Source organism: Candidatus Methylomirabilota bacterium, from assembly GCA_035260325.1.
In the GTDB taxonomy this organism is placed as follows: domain Bacteria; phylum Methylomirabilota; class Methylomirabilia; order Rokubacteriales; family CSP1-6; genus AR19.
Genome location: DATFVL010000144.1, coordinates 17891 through 35545 on the forward strand (window position 1 = coordinate 17891; position 17655 = coordinate 35545).

15 protein-coding genes are annotated in these 17655 nt (G+C 74.1%); all 15 read right to left on the reverse strand.

Annotated elements, in window-relative coordinates; all coding sequences use genetic code 11:
- Positions 1 to 80: 80 nt before the first annotated feature.
- On the reverse strand, positions 81 to 1214 hold the full coding sequence (locus VKG64_09660) for a glycosyltransferase family 4 protein (GenBank protein HKB25306.1): 1134 nt from the start codon (positions 1212 to 1214) through the stop codon (positions 81 to 83).
- Positions 1211 to 2332: a glycosyltransferase family 4 protein gene (locus tag VKG64_09665; protein ID HKB25307.1), complete on the reverse strand. Its 1122-nt coding sequence runs from the start codon at positions 2330 to 2332 to the stop codon at positions 1211 to 1213. Before VKG64_09665 ends, VKG64_09660 begins: the two co-directional genes overlap by 4 nt.
- The gene (locus VKG64_09670; protein ID HKB25308.1) at positions 2329 to 3360 is read right to left on the reverse strand and encodes a glycosyltransferase family 4 protein; all 1032 of its coding nucleotides are present in this window, start codon (positions 3358 to 3360) and stop codon (positions 2329 to 2331) included. Before VKG64_09670 ends, VKG64_09665 begins: the two co-directional genes overlap by 4 nt.
- A gap of 71 nt (positions 3361 to 3431) precedes the next feature.
- Complete coding sequence (locus VKG64_09675; GenBank protein HKB25309.1) at positions 3432 to 4457, reverse strand: glycosyltransferase family 9 protein; 1026 nt, start codon at positions 4455 to 4457, stop codon at positions 3432 to 3434.
- The gene (gene lpxK / locus VKG64_09680; protein ID HKB25310.1) at positions 4418 to 5509 is read right to left on the reverse strand and encodes a tetraacyldisaccharide 4'-kinase; all 1092 of its coding nucleotides are present in this window, start codon (positions 5507 to 5509) and stop codon (positions 4418 to 4420) included. The genes VKG64_09675 and lpxK overlap by 40 nt, the downstream gene beginning before the upstream one ends.
- Positions 5506 to 6789 (reverse strand): 3-deoxy-D-manno-octulosonic acid transferase, encoded by a 1284-nt coding sequence (locus tag VKG64_09685; GenBank protein ID HKB25311.1) that lies wholly within the window; start codon positions 6787 to 6789, stop codon positions 5506 to 5508. The genes lpxK and VKG64_09685 overlap by 4 nt, the downstream gene beginning before the upstream one ends.
- The gene (locus VKG64_09690) at positions 6789 to 7448 is read right to left on the reverse strand and encodes a lysophospholipid acyltransferase family protein (protein ID HKB25312.1); all 660 of its coding nucleotides are present in this window, start codon (positions 7446 to 7448) and stop codon (positions 6789 to 6791) included. The genes VKG64_09685 and VKG64_09690 overlap by 1 nt, the downstream gene beginning before the upstream one ends.
- Entirely contained in the window at positions 7445 to 8590 is a 1146-nt protein-coding gene (gene lpxB / locus VKG64_09695) for a lipid-A-disaccharide synthase (protein HKB25313.1), read from the reverse strand. Before lpxB ends, VKG64_09690 begins: the two co-directional genes overlap by 4 nt.
- A 1-nt stretch (position 8591) precedes the next feature.
- Positions 8592 to 9389 carry a UDP-2,3-diacylglucosamine diphosphatase LpxI gene (gene lpxI, locus VKG64_09700; GenBank protein ID HKB25314.1) on the reverse strand — a complete coding sequence of 266 codons (798 nt, stop codon included), beginning with the start codon at positions 9387 to 9389 and terminating at the stop codon, positions 8592 to 8594.
- On the reverse strand, positions 9368 to 10393 hold the full coding sequence (locus VKG64_09705) for a Gfo/Idh/MocA family oxidoreductase (protein HKB25315.1): 1026 nt from the start codon (positions 10391 to 10393) through the stop codon (positions 9368 to 9370). Before VKG64_09705 ends, lpxI begins: the two co-directional genes overlap by 22 nt.
- A complete protein-coding gene (gene lpxA, locus VKG64_09710) occupies positions 10390 to 11229 on the reverse strand; it encodes an acyl-ACP--UDP-N-acetylglucosamine O-acyltransferase (GenBank protein ID HKB25316.1) in 840 nt (279 codons plus the stop codon). The genes VKG64_09705 and lpxA overlap by 4 nt, the downstream gene beginning before the upstream one ends.
- Entirely contained in the window at positions 11216 to 12295 is a 1080-nt protein-coding gene (gene lpxD, locus VKG64_09715; GenBank protein ID HKB25317.1) for a UDP-3-O-(3-hydroxymyristoyl)glucosamine N-acyltransferase, read from the reverse strand. The genes lpxA and lpxD overlap by 14 nt, the downstream gene beginning before the upstream one ends.
- A gap of 8 nt (positions 12296 to 12303) precedes the next feature.
- Positions 12304 to 12849 (reverse strand): OmpH family outer membrane protein, encoded by a 546-nt coding sequence (locus VKG64_09720; GenBank protein ID HKB25318.1) that lies wholly within the window; start codon positions 12847 to 12849, stop codon positions 12304 to 12306.
- A gap of 9 nt (positions 12850 to 12858) precedes the next feature.
- Positions 12859 to 15087, reverse strand: a complete 2229-nt coding sequence (gene bamA / locus VKG64_09725) for an outer membrane protein assembly factor BamA (GenBank protein HKB25319.1) — start codon at positions 15085 to 15087, stop codon at positions 12859 to 12861.
- 74 nt (positions 15088 to 15161) lie between these two features.
- Positions 15162 to 17609, reverse strand: a complete 2448-nt coding sequence (locus VKG64_09730) for an ATP-dependent Clp protease ATP-binding subunit (protein ID HKB25320.1) — start codon at positions 17607 to 17609, stop codon at positions 15162 to 15164.
- Positions 17610 to 17655 lie beyond the last annotated feature (46 nt).

The window sequence follows — 17655 nt, forward strand, 5'->3', positions numbered from 1 at the left end:
GAGCGGGGTCCGCGAGGCCGGTGGCACTCGGAACGTGCCCTGAGCGAGGTGCGGGGCGGCTCCGTTCCGCATGTCGCGACTCATTTCACCGGCCACCTTGAGACGAGTCGATCGATCAGCGGGAAGAGCACGGCGCGCGCCGCGCGAAAGCTGTAGCGCTCCTCGCACCTCTGCCGCGCCGCTGCGCCGAGCGCCGCGGCCTCGGCCGGACGCGCGAGGAGGTCGCGGATCGCCTCGGCGAGCGCGCCGACGTCTCCCGGCGCGACGACGCGGCCGCAGCCCGCGAGCATCTCCGGGATCATCGAGACCGCCGTGGACACGATCGGGCGGCCGAGCGCCATCGCGTCGAGGAGCTTCGCCGGCACCTGGGCGAGCGTGTCCGGGGTCGCGCGCTGCGGCACCGCGACGACATCGGCCGCCGCGAGGTAGCGCGGCACGTCCTCGAACGGGACTTCCCCCGTCACCCTGATGTCCGGCCGTCCGGCCCAGCCGCGCGCGGCCGCGCGCTCGGGCCGGGCGCCCACCAGGGCGAGCACGACGTCCGGACCGAGGCGCCCCACGGCGGCGACAAGGTCGTCGACGCCCTTGTAGGCCCTGGGCGTGCCCAGGAACATGACGACACGCCGGTTCCCCACACCGAGCCCCGCGCGCGCCCACGCCGGGTCGTAGCGCGCCGGGTCCCAGGCGTCCGTGTCGCGCACGTGCGTGACGAACGCGCCGCCGAAGCGCGCCTCCAGAAACCGCGACGCGACGAGGCGGGCGTCGGCGCGGCGGACGAGCTTCTCCGCCGTCCACGTCCAGGCGAGGCCGTTCGGGTCGGCGAGGTCGAGCGCCCGGCCCACGCGGCCCCACGCGCCCGACCGCTGGAAGAACCCGAGCTCCCAGTCGTCGATGTCGAGCAGGAGCGGCCGGCGGCGACGCGCGCGCGCGAGGAGCCCGACGCCGTAGCTCGTCGGCCGCGGCTTGGACGCGACCAGCACGTCGCCGTCCGCGAGGCGGAGCAGCTCGGGGATCGCCTTGAAGAAGCCGGGGTACTTCCCCGCCGGGACGCCGCGGTGGGCGACGTCGCCGCCCTGCGCGGGCTTCCAGAGCTCGGGGCCGAACTGCGGCCCGACGACCTCGACCTCGAAGCGCGGGGCCAGGAGCCGCGCCAGCAGGTCGGCGCGGCCCGTGGCGTTGTCCGCGAGGTCGAAGGCGAGGACGGAGATCTTCACGCGCCCGGGGTCGCGAGACGGGCGTAGCGGGCCTCGAGGGCCTCGGCGACGCGGGCACCCGAGTACCGGCGCTCGACGAGCGTTCGCCCCGCGTCGCCGAGCCGCGCGCGCGCGCCCGGGTCGCCGAGGAGCCCGGCGAGCGCCGCGGCGAGCGCCGCCCCGTCGCCCGCCGGTACGAGAACGGCGTGCGCGCCGTCCTCCAGCACCTCCGGGACGACGCCCACGCGCGAGGCGATCAGCGGCCGGCCCGCGGCGAGGCACTCGAAGACGACGCGCGACATGCCGTCGGACTCGAGCGGGACGTAGAGCGCGATGTCGAGCGCCGCGAGGGCGCCCGGCGCGTCGTCGAGCCACCCCGAGATCGTGAACTGCTCCGCGAGCCCGGCGCGCCCGATCGCCTCCCGGACCGACGCCTCGGTGCCGCCCCGGCCGATGAACGCGAAGCGCGGGCGGAGACCCTCGCGGGCGAGCCGCGCCGCGGCCTCCACCACGACGTGGTGCCCCTTCATCACGCGGAGGCCTGCGAGCATGCCGACGAGCGGCCGGCCGGCCTCGCCGCCGAGCCGCCGCCGCGCCGCGGCATCGCCGGGCACTCCCCGATAACGCTCGGCGTCGGCGCCCCCGGGGAGCGCCGTGACGCGGTCTTCCGGGAGGAGCCCCGCCGCGACGTACTGCCCCCGGATCGCCTCGGTCACCGTCACGACCCACGCGGTCGCCCGGCGATAGAGCCAGCGGTTCGCCGGGTGCGGCCGGACGGCCTGCGCGATGTGCCGCGTCCGCACGAGGGGCTTCGGCGCGCCGCTCACGCGATTCGCGACGGCCGCGAGCCAGTGCTCCTTGCCGCGGTGGACGTGGACGACGTCCGCCTCGCGGAAGCGCCGCGCCAGCCGCCTCACGTCGGCGACGTCGGCGCCTGGGGCGAGGCCGCTCGCGAACGCGAACGTCTCGATCCGCGTGACGCCCTCGCGGCGCGCCGGCTCCAGCACGCGTGCCTCGGTCCCGGCGCGGCAGCCGAGGGTGACCGCGTGGCCGCGCCGCTCGAGCTCGCGCGTGACGCGCGCCGCCCAGTAGGCGTCCGACGACCAGCCGCGGCAGGACACGAGCTGGAGGATCCTCACGCGAGGCTCCGGTACACGCGCTCCACCGTGTCCAGCGAGCGCTCCGGGCTGAAGACGGTCTGCGCGCGCACCCGGCCCGCCAGCCCCATGGCGCGGCCGCGGTCCGCCGCGCCGAGGACCCGGGCGAGGGCGGCCGCGACGCTCTCCGGGCTGTCGTCCTCGACGAGGAGGCCGGTCTCGCCGTGGACCACGGTCTCCGGCAACGCGCCCACGCGCCGCGCGACGACGGGGCGCGCCGCGGCCATCGCCTCGAGGGCCGCGCGGCACGAGTCGTCGGAGCCCGCCGCCATCAGCGCGAAGCAGTCGGCCGCCGCGAGGAGCGCCGGGAGGTCGCGGTCCCGGTACCCGGTGAAAACGACCCGCGCCGCGAGCCCGAGCTCGGCGACGAGCTGCTCGAGCCGCGCGCGCGTCTCCCCCTTGCCGACGAGCAGCAGGCGCGCGAGGGGCATTCGGCCGAGGAGCTGGCGGAAGCCCGCGAGCAGGAGCTCGTGGCCGCGGTTCGGCGCCAGGCGCGCGACCGACACGATCACGGGCGAGTCGCCGAGCTTGAACTCCTCGCGGACCCGCCGCGGGTCGGCGTCCCCCGCGAAGCGCGGCAGGTCGGCGGCGCCGGGGATCCAGAAGACGCGCTCGTGGGGGATGCCGACCTCGCGGCAGCGCGTCTCGATCTGGCGCGAGACCGCGAAGACGCCCGCCGTCCGCCGATAGAGGCCAGCGGCGAGGCGGTCGCGCTTCACCGCGCGCAGCGTGTGGAACGTGCGCACCACCGTCGCGCGGCCGCGGCCCCGGCCCGCGGGTCGCGCCACCAGCGCGAGCCAGTGATCGTGCGAGTGGTGCGCGTGGACGAGATCCACGCCCTCGCGCCGGATCACCGCCCGGAGCCGGAGCGTATCGCGCGGGAGGGCGCCCGGGTGGAGCCGGAGGCCCTCGACCAGTTCGAGGCCCGCCTCACGCGCCTTCTGCTCGAACCGGTCGCCCGGCATGACGCCGAGGAGCACGCGGTGGCCCCGGTCGCGGAGACCTCGCACGAGCTGGATCGTCGGGTCCGCGCTCCCCGTCCACCAGCGGTTCGCGACGAGGTGGAGGACGGTGAACGGCTTCAGCGCCGTGCTCCGCAGAGCGCCTCGACGCGCTCCCTCACGCGCTCGGCGGAGATCAAGCGCATACACGGGTGATCGATCGGGCACGTCCGGTAGAAGCACGGCGCGCACGGCACGGGACGCGCGAGGACCGTCACCGGCCCCCGCGGGGCGCTCCACGCCGGGTCGGTGGGGCCGAAGAGCGCGACCACCGGCCTGCCGAGCGCCGCCGCCAGGTGCGCGACGCCGGTGTCGCCGGCGACGAGCGCGTCGAGCTCCGCGAGGAGTGCCGGCAGGAGGGCCGGACTGTCGCGTCCCACGAGGCTCGGCGTGGGCACCTCCGCGCGAACCGCCTCGGCGGCCCGCACGTCCGCCGGGGCCCCGAGGAGGACCGGCGAGCCCCCCGACGCACGGAGGGCCCGGCAGAACTCGACGACCCGCTCGCGCGGCCACACCTTGGCGCTCCCGAACTCGGCCCCGAGGTGGACACCGACGATGGGTCCTCGTCCGCCGTGCGCGGCGGCCTCCGCGAGGAGCGCGCGCGCCCGGGCGCGTTCGGCCGAGTCCGCGCTGGGCGGCTGGAGCCGCGGCACGCCGTCGGCCACGCGCGCGCCGAGCCGCTCGACGAGCAGGCCGTACTCGTCCGCCTGGTGGAGGCGCGGGTCGGGCGGCGCGACGGGATCGCTCAGGAGCCAGCTCCGCCCGCCCCGCGCGTAGCCGATCCGCCGGCGCGCCCCCCAGTACACCGCGGCCAGCGCGGCCTCGAGGGAATTCGGCAGGAGCACGGCCGCGCCGGCGCCGAATCTCCGCACCTCGTCCGCGGCGCGCAGCCGGCCGCTCCAGGCGCGCGGATACGCCACGAGCACGTCGGCGAGCCCCTGGCCGGCCAGGAGCGGCGCCCACGGACCCGCGAGGAGGATCCGCGCGTCGCCGAGCGCCGCGCGCAGCGCGCGCAGCGCCGGTACCGCCATCACGGTGTCGCCGAGCCAGTTCGGCAGGCGGACGCTCAGCTTCTCGAGCACGTACGTCCGAAGGCCGCCTGCCACGCGTCCTCGCCCGAGGTCAGGACGAGCCTGATCGCGAGGACCCACAGCGGGCGGCGCGGGAGTGGGAGCTTGCGCAGCCGGACCCAGTCTTTCTCGGTCGTGACGAGCACGTCGGCGTCGAGCTCGCCCGCGAGGGCGTCGAGCCGCGCGACGTCGTCCGCCGCGTACCAGTGGTGATCGGCGAACGGCACGAGCTCCGCGAGTGTGACGCCGCTCGCCTCGAGCGTGGCGGCGAACGCGCGGGGCACGGCGATGCCGGCGAAGCCGAGGACGCGCTTGCCCGCGAGGTCGCCGAGGCTCACCGGCCGCATCCGGCTCGCCTCCCAGCACTCGGCGGGCACCACGCGCGCGGTGAGGACGGGCACGCTCGGGGCGACGCGCGCGACGGTCTCCACGACGTCCCGCGCCTCGCCCAGCGTCGCCGCCCCCATGGCGACGACGAGGTCGGCGCGCGCGAGCGCCGCGAGCGGTTCCCGCAGCGGCCCGGCGGGCAGCAGCCGGCCGTTGCCCCACGGGTCCGACGCGAGCGCCATCACGACCTCGAGGTCCTTCGTGAGCGTCCGATGCTGGAAGGCGTCGTCGAGGACGATCGCGGTGACACCGAAGCGCTCGATGGCGAGGCGCGCGGTCGCGTAGCGGTTGCCGCCGACCACGACGGGCACCCCCGGCAGGCGCCGCGCGAGCAGGAACGGCTCGTCGCCCGCCTCCTCGGCGTCGAGCCTGATCGAGGCCGCGTCGGCGACGACGTGGATGCCGCCCGTGCGCCGGCCGTAGCCGCGGCTCACGACGGCCGGCCTGTGGCCGAGGGCGGTGAGCGTCTGCACCGCGACCTCGACCGCGGGCGTCTTGCCGGTGCCGCCGACGGTCAGGTTGCCGATCGAGACGACGGGGACGCCGACGGAGCGCGACTTCAGCACGCCGCGCGCGTAGAGCCACTCGCGCGCGCCGAGGAGCCCGCGGTAGCCGCCGCCCGCCGCCGACAGGAGGCCCCCGGCCCCGCGTCCGAAGCCCTCCTCCCAGCCGCGCGTGAGCCGCGAGCCGCGCTCGCTCACCCGGCCGCCCCCGGGAGCAGGAACCGGGCGGCCAGGTCGAGCGTCTCCTGGACGGCGCCGTGGCGCGACGCGACCGCCTCGTAGCCGGCCTCGCCGAGCTTCTGCCTGAGGTCCGCGTCGGCGAGCAGGCGCGCCAGCTCGCGGCCGAGCTCGTCGCCGTCGCGGACGACGAGCGCCGCGCCCACCGTCTCGAGGAGCGTCGCCGCCTCGCGGAAGTTCGTCGCGTGCGGACCGAAGAGCACCGGCTTCCGGCGGAGCGCCGCCTCGAGCATGTTGTGGCCGCCGGCCGGCACGAGGCTCCCGCCGACGAACACGACGTCGGCGACCGAGTAGAGCGGGGCGAGCTCGCCGACCGTGTCGAGCACCACGATCGCGTGCCGCTCGCGGGCGCGCGGCAGCGCGCTCCGGCGGACCACGGGGAAGCCGCGCGCCGCGACGAGATCGGCGACCTCGTCGGCGCGCTCGGGATGCCGGGGCGCCAGGACGAGGCCCAGGCTCGGGAACTCGCGGCGCGCGCGCTGGTGGGCGTCGAGAACCATCGCCTCCTCGCCGCGATGCGTGCTGCCGGCGATCCAGACCGGCTGGCCGGGCTCGAGCCCGAGCATGCGCCGCCAGAGATCCACCGAGCCCGCGGTGTCGGGCAGCGGCTCGTTCTTGACGTTCCCGGTGACCACGACGCGCTCCGGGTGGGCGCCGAGCGCGATGATCCGCCGCGCGTCCTCGGCGGACTGCATCGCGAAGACACGGACGCCGTCGAGCACCCGCGCCATGAACGGCCGGATCAGGCGATAGCGGCGGTACGAGCGGTCGGAGATCCTGCCGTTGGCGATCATCACCGGGATGCGACGCGCCGCGAGGGCGCGCAGGAGGTTGGGCCAGAGCTCGGTCTCCATGCACACGAGGAACGCCGGGTGGAGCGCGTCGAGGAAGCGCCGCACCGCCCACGGCAGGTCGATCGGGAAGAACCGGTGGGTCGCGACGCCGGCGTAGCGCTCGCCCACGACGCCGGCGCCCGTCGCCGTCACCGTCGTCACGACCAGCGGCAGGTCCGGGCGCAGGCGGTGCAGGCCCTCGACGAGCGGCGCCGCGGCGATCGCCTCGCCGACGGAGACCGCGTGCAGCCAGCCCGCGCGCGGGCCGGGCGCGGGCCGCGAGGCGCGCAGGGCGAGGCGGTCGCGGAGGTGGAGCGGGACGCCTCGGCGGAGCCGGCGCAGGAGCGCCGCCGGCGCGTAGACGAGCACCAGCGCCACGCCGGCGAGGAGGGTGTACGCGGCGTACATCAGGCGCCCACCAGGTGGTCGGCGGCCACGGTCGCCTCGTCGAGGGCCCGCGCGACCTCCTTCGTCGCCCGCTCGCGGTCGGCGTCGCGCGCGACGCGGAGGGGCGCGCCGAAGACGAGGGCGCAGCGCGCGAACGGCAGCGGGATCATGAGCTCGTCCCAGCTCCCCAGGCGATACGCGGGCCGCGCCGCGACGGCGAGCGGCACGATGGGCGCGCCCGTGAGCGCGGCGAGGGCGACGACGCCGGGCCCGACCTGGCCGCGCGGCCCGCGGGGCCCGTCCGGAACGAGGGCGACGTCGTGGCCGCCCCGGAGCCGCGCGAGCAGCGCGCGCGCCGCGTCCCCGCCCCCGCGCGAGGAGGAGCCGCGCACCGATGGCAGCCCGAAGCGGCGTGCGTAGCGCACGGCCAGGTCGCCGTCCTCGGACCGGCTCGCCAGGATCGTGACCGGCCGGGCGCCGCGGGTCGCCGCGAGACGCCGGTGCAGCCACGGGACCATCAGGATGCGGCCGTGCCAGACGGCGTAGATGAGCGGCTCGCCCGCCGCCCAGCGAGGCGTGAGGCCGTCGGCGCCCGTGACGGTCACGCGCAGCGTGGCGCCGAGGAGCCGCACCGCGGCGGCGGCGAGCGGCGGCGCGAGGCCGCCGAGGGCCCGGCTCACCGCCCCGCCTCGGCGAGGACGAGCCGCGCCGCGCGCGCGCCGACGCCCGGCCGGCCGAGCTCTCCCGCGAGCTCCCCCAGGGCCGCGCGCTGCGCGGCGAGCGCGCCGGGCGTCTCGAGGAGCGCCAGCGCCTCGCGGCCGAGATTCTCGCCCGACGCCGCCCCCTGGAAGAGCTCGGGGACCACCGCGCGCCCGAGCGTCAGGTTCGGCAGGCTGAACCAGGGCACGCGGATCAGGAGGCGCGCGACGAGCGCGGAGAGCGGCGAGAACCGGTAGCAAACGACCATCGGCGTGCCGAGCACGCCCGCCTCGAGCGTCGCCGTGCCCGACGTCACCAGCACGAGATCGGACGCGCGCATGACGCCGTACGTGTCCCCGCCCACCACCTCGATCCGCGGCGCCGCGCCGAGACCGCGCCGCACCGCGGCCGCGTCCACGGTCGGGGCGAGGGCCAGGAGAAAGCGCGCGTCGGGCCGTGCGCGCGCCACGATCGCCGCGGCCTCGCGCATGAGCGGCAGCGCGCGCTCGACCTCCTCGCGCCGGCTTCCGGGCAGGAGCCCGATCACCGGCGCCCCCGCGTCGAGGACGAGGCCGCGCCGCGCCGTCGCCCGGTCCGGCGCACCCGCCACGGCGTCGAGCACCGGGTGGCCCACGAACTCGACCGGCACGCCGGCGCGGCGATACATCGCCGCCTCGAACGGGAACACGGCGAGCACGAGCGAGATGCGCCGGCGGATCGTCCGCACGCGGCCGCCGCGCCACGCCCAGATCTGGGGCGGGATGAAGTAGACGACCGGCACGCCCGCGCGGCGCGCCGCGCGCGCCAGGCGCAGATTGAACTCGGGGAAGTCGATGACGACGAGGACCCGCGGGCGCCGCGCGCCCTCGAGGGCCGCGCGGAGCCGCCGGTACGCGCGCAGCAGGAGCGGCACGCGCCCGGCCGCTTCGCTCGCGCCCGTCGCGGCCGCCGCCGTCACGTCCACGAGCAGCTCCATTCCCGCCGACGCCATCCGCGCGCCTCCCATCCCGAAGAGCCGGCAGCCGGGGCGCTCGGCCCGGAGCGCCCGGCAGAGCGCGGCGCCGTGCAGGTCGCCCGACGCCTCGCCCGCCACCAGCATGATGTCGAGCGCGGCCGCGCCCACGTCAGGCTCCGACGAGCGCGATGCCGGCCGCGTCCGCCCGCCGCACGCTCTCGTCGCGATCGAGGAGCAGCACGCGCCCCGCCTCGACCGCCACCACGGCGGCTGCCCCCGCCGCGGCAGCGTCCACGCTCTCGGGCCCGATCGTCGGCGTGTCGAACCGGTAGTCGTGGTCGCGCGCCACGGCCTTCACCACGACCGCGCCGGGGCCGGCGAGCGCCGCGCCGCGGCGGATCGCCTCGGTCGTCCCCTCGATCGCCTCGACGGCGGTCACGGCGCCGCGCCGCACGACGACCGTCTGGCCCACGCGCGCGTCCGCCAGGAGCCGCGCGAGCGCGAGCCCGCGCTCGACGTCCCGCTGCTCCTCGTCCGTCGGCTGGCGCGCGGACCAGCAGCCCGCCGCCGCCAGGCCGTCGCCGAGGAACGGCCGCTGGTCGAGGACCGTGATGCCCATCTCGGTGAAGGTCGCCACGACGACCTCGATGAGGCGCACGTCGAGCCGCGAGCCGGCGCGCGCCTCCATGGCGTGCGCCGCCGCGTCGCCCGGGCGCGCGCCGAGCGCGTCGCGGGCCGAGAACCGCCCGGAGAAGAGCGCCGCGGTCACACCCGCGTCGCGGAGCCCCGCCAGCACCGCGCCCGGCTCGGCGAGCCGGCTCGGGATCGTGCGCTCCGCGTGGCGCTCCACGCCGGGCGCCTCGCCGAAGGTGAAGGCCACGACGCGCCAGCCCTGGCGCCGCGCCTCCGCCGCCATGCGCGCCGGCAGGACGCCGGCGCCGCACATCAGGCCGAGCGCCCGCTCCACGGTGGATTCGCGGCGTACGCGGTCTCGGAGCGCCCGTCGCGGATCATCCGCTCGATCTCGAGCGCCATCGCGAGCGAGCGGATGTCCTCGCTCTCCGCGAGGACGAGCGGCTCCCCCGCCCGGACGCGCCGCACGGCCCGGGCGAGGTGCTGGATCTCGAGCTTCAACGGGTTCTCCCGGTGGACCTGGACGTGCTCGACGAACGAGGCGCGGCGGTACCGGATGGACTCGCGCTCGAGCGTGTACTCCTGCGCGGCACGCCGGTGCACGCGGATGTCCTGCTCGGCGTAGTCCAGGACCACGAAGGCGTCGGGCTGGGTCACGGCGAGCGTGCGGATCTTCTCCTCCGTGGCGCGGCTCGCGGTGATGATCGCGATCGTCCCGGACTCGAAGCCGATCTGGACGGTCGCGACGTCCGTCACCGGCGAGTGTACCGCGATGCCCATCGCCGTGAGGCGGCGCGGCGGGGAGTCCACGAGCCCGAGCACGATGTCGAGATCGTGGATCATCAGGTCCATCACGACGGTGTCCTTCTGGACACGCGGCGCGAACGGCCCGAGGCGGCGGGACTCGACGAGGATCGGCCGCTCGACGATCTTCTTCAGCTCCTGGACCGCGCCGTTGAACCGCTCGACGTGGCCGACGTGCAGGACCGCGCCCCGCCGGCGGGCGAGCGCGAAGAGCTCGCGCGCCTCCTCCAGCGATGGCGCGATCGGCTTCTCGACCAGCACGCCGACGCCCGCTTCGAGGAAGTCGCTCGCGATCGCGGCGTGCTGCTCCGTCGGCACCGCGACGCTGACGAGGTCCACCCGGCCGAGGAGGTCGCGGTGGTCGGTGAACGCGCGCGTCCCGTAGTGCGCCGCGACGGCGGCCGCGCGCTCGCGGTCCACGTCCACGACGCCGGCCAGCTCGATGTCCCACAGCTCGGCGTAGACGAGCATGTGGTACTGGCCCATGTGCCCGGCGCCCACCACGCCCGCTCGGAGCCGTGGCTCCACGCTCACACCGGCTCGCTTTCCGACGGCGCGGGGACGGCGCCCGGCTCGGGGCTCGGCGCGCCGCAGATCCCCCGCCGCGCCCCGGCGATGAACTCGAGCAGCCGCGCGACCGGCGGGATCGCGGGCAGCTCGCGCCGGATGCGCTCCACCGCGCCCTGCGGCGCCAGGCCCGAGCGGTAGAGGATCCGGTAGGCGTCCTGGATCACGCGGCGGTCCTCCGGCGGCACGCCGGCGCGCCGGAGCCCCACGACGTTGACGCCGCGCGCCGTCGCGGGACTGCCCTCGGCCAGGACGAACGGCGGCACGTCCTGGGTCACCTTGCTGAGGCCGCCGACGTACGCGAAGGCGCCGACGCGCGTGAACGGCACGACGCCGGTGAGCCCGCCGATCGTTGCGCGCTCGCCGATCTCGCAGTGGCCGGTGATGCCCGCGTAGTTGATGAGGATCGCGCCGTCGCCCACGCGGCAGTCGTGCGCGACGTGGCAGTACGCCATGATGAGGCAGCCCGCGCCGATCTCGGTCCAGCCCTCGGGACGCGTCGCGCGATGGATCGTGACGTACTCGCGCAGCACCGTGTCCGGCCCGATCCGCACCCCGGAGGGCGTCCCGTCCCTGAACTTGAGATCCTGGGGCCGGCCGCCGAGCACCGCGCCGTGGCCGACCTTCGCGCGCGCGCCGAGCTCGACGCGCCCCTCGAGCACGACGTGGTGGCCGACCTCCGCCTCGGCGCCCATCGTGACCCCGGCGCCGACGACGGAGAAGGCGCCGATCCGCGCCGCCGGATGGATCCGGGCGGCCGGGTCCACGAGCGCGGTCGGATGGATCGGCTCAGCGCGCGTCATCGCCCTTCGTCCGCTCGGGGCCGGCGAGACCGAGCTGGCCCTCGAGGCGCTCGAGCCGCCGCTCCGCCTGGCGAAGGCGCCTCACGATCTCGGGGAGCTGCTCCTCGAGGGTGAAGAGGCGCTTGGCGCGCAGCACGGGCCGCGCCGGCGTGCCGAAGACCTTCTCGCCCGGCGCGACGTCGCGCGCGAGTCCCGACTGCGCGAGCACGACGGCGCCGTCGCCGACCGTCAGGTGATCGGCGACGCCGACCTGTCCGGCCAGGATCACGCCGCGCCCGATCCGGCTCGAGCCTGCGATGCCGACCTGGGCGACGACGATCGAGTGCTCGCCGATCTCCACGTTGTGCGCGATCTGGACGAGGTTGTCGATCTTCGTGCCCCGCCGGACGACGGTGTTGCCGAGCGTCGCGCGGTCGATCGTCGTGTTGGCACCGATCTCGACGTCGTCCTCGATGAGGACGCCGCCCACCTGCGGGATCTTCCGGTGCGCCTCCCCGTCGAACGCGTAGCCGAACCCGTCGGCGCCGACCACCGCGCCGGCGTGGACGATCACGCGGCGCCCGAGCCTGACGCCCGCGCAGAGCACCACGCGCGGGTGGAGCACGGAGTCCTCCCCGACCTCGGCGCGCGCGCCGACGAACGCGAAGGCGTGGACGCGCACGCGCGGGCCCAGCACCGCGCCCGACTCGACCACGGCGAGCGGGCCCACCGCCGCGGTCGGGTCGACGCGCGCGTCCGCCGCGACCACCGCGGTGGGATCGACGCCGGGCGCGGCCGCCGGCGGCGGGTGGAAGAGCAGGAGCAGGCGGATGAGCGCCTGCTGGGGCTTCGCCGTCCGCAGCACGGGCCCGGGGAGGCCCGCGGCGTCCGGGCCGGCCAGGAACGCGCCGGCGCGCGAGGCCGCCGCGGACTTGGCGTAGCGCGGATCGATCAGGAAGGCGACGTGCTCGGGACCGGCGGCGTCGAGCGTCTCCACGCCGGTGACGATCCGGGTCGGGTCGCCCTCCAGCGTCGCCCGAAGGGTTTCGGCGAGCTCACCCAGGGTGAACCCCGCTCTGTTGCCCATCGGCGGCGCTACTTCTTCATCTTGCTGTTCGCGGCCTGCTGGTCGTACGCCTTGATGATCTCCTCGGTCAGGTCGGCCTCCGGCGAGGCGTAGAGGATGGCGGCGCCACGGCGCTCGACGACGAGGTGGTAGCCGCGCTCCTTGCCGATCTTCTCGATGACGCCGGAGATCTCCTGGAGGACCTTCTGGAGCAGCACCGCCTCCTTCTTCTCGAGCTCCTTCTGGAGGTCGTCGGCGAGCCGCGCGGCGTCCCGCCGCTTGCGCTCGAACTGGTCCTGCTTGTCACGCCGGGCCTCCGCCGTCATGAGCGGGCCCTTCTTCTCCAGCTCGTCGCGCAGCGCCTCGAGCTCCTTGCGCTTGGCGTCCATGTCCTTCTGCATCCCCGCCTTCTCGCGCTCGAGCTGCTCGCGCGCGGCGACGCCCGCGGCCGAGCGCGCCAGGACGCGCTGGACGTCGATGAACGCGATTCGCGTCCCCGGCGCCTGAGCGAGCGCGGGCGCGGCGACGACGAGCGCGGCGGCCGTGACGATCAATGCGCTCCCCAGTGCCCTCATCAGAGCCTCCTAGAACGGCGTGCCGACCGAGAATTGAACCGCGCCGAAGTTCTCGCCCTTCTTGCGGTCCAGGTTCACGCCGTAGTCGATGCGAATCGGCCCGAACGGGGATTGCCAGCGGAAGCCGGGGCCGGCGGCCTTGCGGAGGGTCGAGAGGTCGAAGTCGCTGCCGAAGCCATAGACCTGGCCGATGTCGAAGAAGCCCGCGAGCCGGAACCCGAGCGGCAGCGGGATGAGGTACTCGAGGTTGCCGAGCACCTCGCTGTTGCCGCCGATCCGGTTGCCGCTCTCGTCCTGGGGTGAGAGTTGGCGGAACTTGAAGCTGCGGACCGAATTCGGGCCGCCGAGGTAGAAGCGCTCGAAGAGCGGCAGCGGGTCCTGGGACCAGCCGAAGCCGTAGTCCGCTTCGGCGCGGCCGGAGAGAACGTGGCCGAGCCAGATCGACTGGAAGCGGGTGAAGAACACGCCCGTCTTCACGTAGCGCGAGTCGCCGCCGAGGCCGGCGAAGTCGACCGAGGCGCTGGCCTGGCCGCCCGTGGTTGGAAAGGTGACGTTGTCGCGGCTGTCGCGCGACAGGACGCCTGAGACCATGGAGGTCACGCGCGTCCCGACCTGGTCGACGAGCGCCGGGGAGAGCGCGGCGACGTCGGACAGGTGGCTGATCCGGTCCTGCGAGACGCGATAGCCGAGGTTCCACCGCCAGTACTCGAGGAACGGGTGCCCCAGCCGGAGCCCGGCGCCGAGGGAGTTGTAGTGGTACTCGGTGAAGATCCGATCCGTGCTGAAGAGGTCGAAGCCCGCCGAGAGCGGCTGGTCGAGGAACCACGGATCGGTGAAGCTGATCACGCCCTGGGTCGTCCGGGCGCCCAGCCGGAGGCGGGCGGAGGCTTCCCACCCGCGCCCGAGGAAGTTGCGCTGGGCCAGGTCGAGCGTGCCGACGAAGGCGTCCACCGACGAGTAGCCGCCGCCGAGGCTGAAGAGGCCGGTCGGCTTCTCGGTCACGTCGACGTTGACGATGATCTTGGTCTTGTCCGATCCCGGCTGGGTCGTGACGTCCACCTTCTCGAAGTACCCGAGGTTGACGAGCTTCTGGCGGGCCCGGTCCTTCTTCTGCAGCGTGTAGAGGTCGCCCTCGTGCAGCGGGATCTCGCGGCGGAGGATCTTGTCCTGGCTGCGCACGTTCCCCGTGATGTTGATCCGCTCGACGTAGACCTCCGGCCCCTCGACGATCTCGTACGTGAGATTGAAGACGTTCTGGCCGGGCACCTGGTCGGTCCGCGCCGCCACGTCGGCCGAGGCCCGGCCGATCGTGCTGTAGAGGGCTTCGATCGCCTTCACGCTGTCGCGGATGGCCGTCCGGCTGAAGACGTCGCCGGGCTTGAAGGGGACCTGGCGCATGATCTCCTTCTCCGGCAGGAGCGTGAAGCCCGTCGCCTTGATCTCGCCGACGCGGAACTGCGGCCCCTCGACGATCGTGAACGTGATCGTCACGAGGGCGCGCTCGCGGTCCACCTTGACGTCGGTGGACTCGACGCGCGCCTGGACGTACCCGTGGTCGTTGTAGAGGGTGATGATCCGCTCGACGTCCTCGTCGAGGCGCTGGCGCTGGACCTTGCCGCGGAGGATGAAGTACTGGCGCTCGCGGGTCGCCAGCGCGTCCTTGATCACCTTGTCGCTGAGGCCCGCGTTGCCCTTGATGACGATCGTGTCGATCTTGATCTGCCGCCCCTCCGCGATGCTGAACACCACGCGGACGTCGCCGTCGGCGAACTTCTCCACGTTGGGCGTGATCTGCACCTCGAAGTAGCCCTCGTCCTCGTAGAAGTCGCGCAGCTTCTCGACCGCGCGCTGGACGTCCACCGGGTTGTAGACCCGCCCCAGCTTGAGGTCGATCTTGTCCTGGAGCTCCTCGCGCTTGAGCTCCTTGTTACCGGCGAAATCCACGTCGCGCACGAACGGGCGCTCCGTGACGACGAACGTGACCTTCACGCCGCCCTCGAAGTCCTCCACCTTGAGCTGCACGTCGTCGAAGAAGCCGAGGCCGAAGATGGCGCGGATGTCCTCCGACAGGAGGGTCGGGTTGAACGGGGAACCGACCGTGCTCTTCACCCGCCCGAACACGACCGCCTCCTGGACGCGCCGCGCGCCCTCGACGGCGATTTCCTTGATCGTGATGGACGGCGGCCGCTGGGCCGGGGGCTGCGCCGCCGCGGCCCGGACGCCGAGGACGGCGGTCACGAGGGCGACAACAATGGTGAGACGGACTCGACCCCTTGTCGTCACCGGACGCTCAGGAGTGTGGGAACAGCGTCCTAGTGCTCTGCAAGCTCGAGCGGCGCTTCGACAGCCTGCGCCTCGCGGAACGTGAAGCCCGCCGCGTCGACGTCGACCTCGATGCGTGCGTGTTCCGCGACCTCGCCGCGCACGATCTTTTCGGCCAGCGGGTCCTCGATCTCCTTCTGAATCGTGCGCCGCAGCTGCCGCGCGCCGTACGTCGCGTCGTAGCCCTTGTCGACCAGCGTGGACTCGGCGGCGGGCGAGAGGACGAGCTCGATACCCTTCTCGGCCAGCTGCTTGTTGATCCGGGCGATCATGAACCGGATGACCTGCTTGATGTGGTCGAGCGATAGCGCGTGGAAGACGATGATGTCGTCGATCCGGTTGAGGAACTCCGGTCGGAACGCGCGCTTGAGCTCCTCCAGCACCCGGTCCCTCATCTTGTCGTACGACGCCTCGTCGGATTCCTGCAGGAAGCCGGGCGACACGCGCTTGCCGATCAGGCTCGTGCCCAGGTTCGACGTCATGATGAGGATGGTGTTCTTGAAGTCCACGACGTGGCCGAGCGAGTCCGTGAGCCGCCCGTCGTCGAGCACCTGGAGCATCATGTTGAACACGTCGGGATGCGCCTTCTCGATCTCGTCGAAGAGCACCACGGAGTACGGGCGCCGGCGCACCTTCTCGGTCAGGAAGCCGCCCTCCTCGTAGCCCACGTAGCCCGGGGGCGCCCCGAGCAGCCGCGAGACGGAAAACTTCTCCATGTACTCGGACATGTCCACGCGGATCAGCGCGTTCTCGTCGCCGAAGAGGTACTCGGCGAGCGCCCGCGCGAGCTCGGTCTTGCCCACGCCGGTCGGGCCGAGGAAGACGAAGGACCCGACGGGGCGCTTCGCGTCCTTCAGGCCGGCGCGCGAGCGGCGGATCGCCCGCGCCACCGCGGCGACCGCGGGGTCCTGGCCGACGATCCGGCCGTGCAGGGCCTCCTCCATCCGCGCGAGCTTCGCGGACTCCTTCTCCTCGAGCTTGGCGAGCGGGATCCCCGTCCAGCGCGAGACGATGAACTCGATGTCCACCTCCTCCACCGACTGGGTGCCCTTGCCCTTGTTCTTCTCCCACTCGCGCTTGAGCTCCTCCTCGCGGTGGCGAAGGATCTTTTCCTTCTCGCGCAGCGAGGCCGCCTTCTCGAACTCCTGGGCCTCGAGGTACATGTCCTTCTCGCGGATCACGCGCTCGAGCTCTTTCTCGAGCTCCTTGAGCTCGGGCGGCGGCGTGAGCGCCATGAGCCGCGTCCGCGACGACGCCTCGTCGATCACGTCGATGGCCTTGTCCGGGAGCTGCCGGTCCGTGATGTAGCGGTCGGCGAGGTGCACGGCGGCGTTGATCGCCTGCTCGGTGATCTTGACGCGGTGGTGCGCCTCGTACTTGTGGCGCAGGCCGCGGATGATCTCGATGGCCTCCGGCACCGTCGGCGCCTTGACGATCACCGGCTGGAAGCGGCGCTCGAGCGCGCCGTCCTTCTCGATGTACTTGCGGTACTCGTCGAGCGTGGTCGCGCCGATCGTCTGGATCTCGCCGCGCGAGAGCGCGGGCTTGAGCATGTTGGACGCGTCGATCGCGCCCTCGGCCGCGCCGGCGCCGATCAGCGTGTGCAGCTCGTCGAGGAACAGGACGACGTTCTCCGACTGCCGGATCTCCTTCATGACCGCCTTGAGCCGCTCCTCGAACTGGCCGCGGTACTTCGTCCCCGCGACCAGGGCGCCCAGGTCGAGCTGGAGGAGGCGCTTGTTGGCCAGGACGTCCGGCACGTCGTGGCTGACGATCTTCTGCGCGAGCCCCTCGACGATCGCCGTCTTGCCGACGCCGGGCTCGCCGATGAGGACGGGGTTGTTCTTCGTCCGGCGCGCGAGGATCTGGATGACCCGCTCGATCTCCTGCTCGCGGCCGATGACGGGGTCGAGCTTGCTCTCGCGTGCGAGCTGCGTGAGGTCGCGGGCGAACTCGTCGAGGACCGGGGTCTGGGAGCGCTTCTTCGGCCGGGGGTAGTACTGGTCGCCCAGGAGCGCCAGCGTCTCCTGCCGCACCTCGTCCAGCCGCGCCCCGAGCGACTCGAGGATCTTCGCCGCGATCGACTGGCCTTCCTTCATCAGCCCGAGCAGGAGGTGCTCGGTGCCGATGTAGTTGTGGCCGAGCTGCCGCGCCTCCTCGATGGAGAGCTCGAGCACCCGCTTGGCCTGCGGGGTGAAGGGGACCTCGCCGAACGTGAGCGTCTTGGGGAAGCCTGCCAGGGCACGCTCGACCTCCGCCTTCACCGTCTCGAGCCTGAGCCCGAGGCGCTGGAGGACGGCCGTCGCGATGCCCTCGCCGTCGCGAATCAGACCGAGAAGGACGTGCTCCGTTCCGACGAAATCGTGACGAAAGCGGCCTGCTTCCTCCCGAGCCAGGATGATGACCCGTCGCGCCCGTTCGGTGAATCGTTCAAACACTGGCCGTCCCCCACCCCTCCCCCAGGTCGTCGAGCGGCAAATTCTC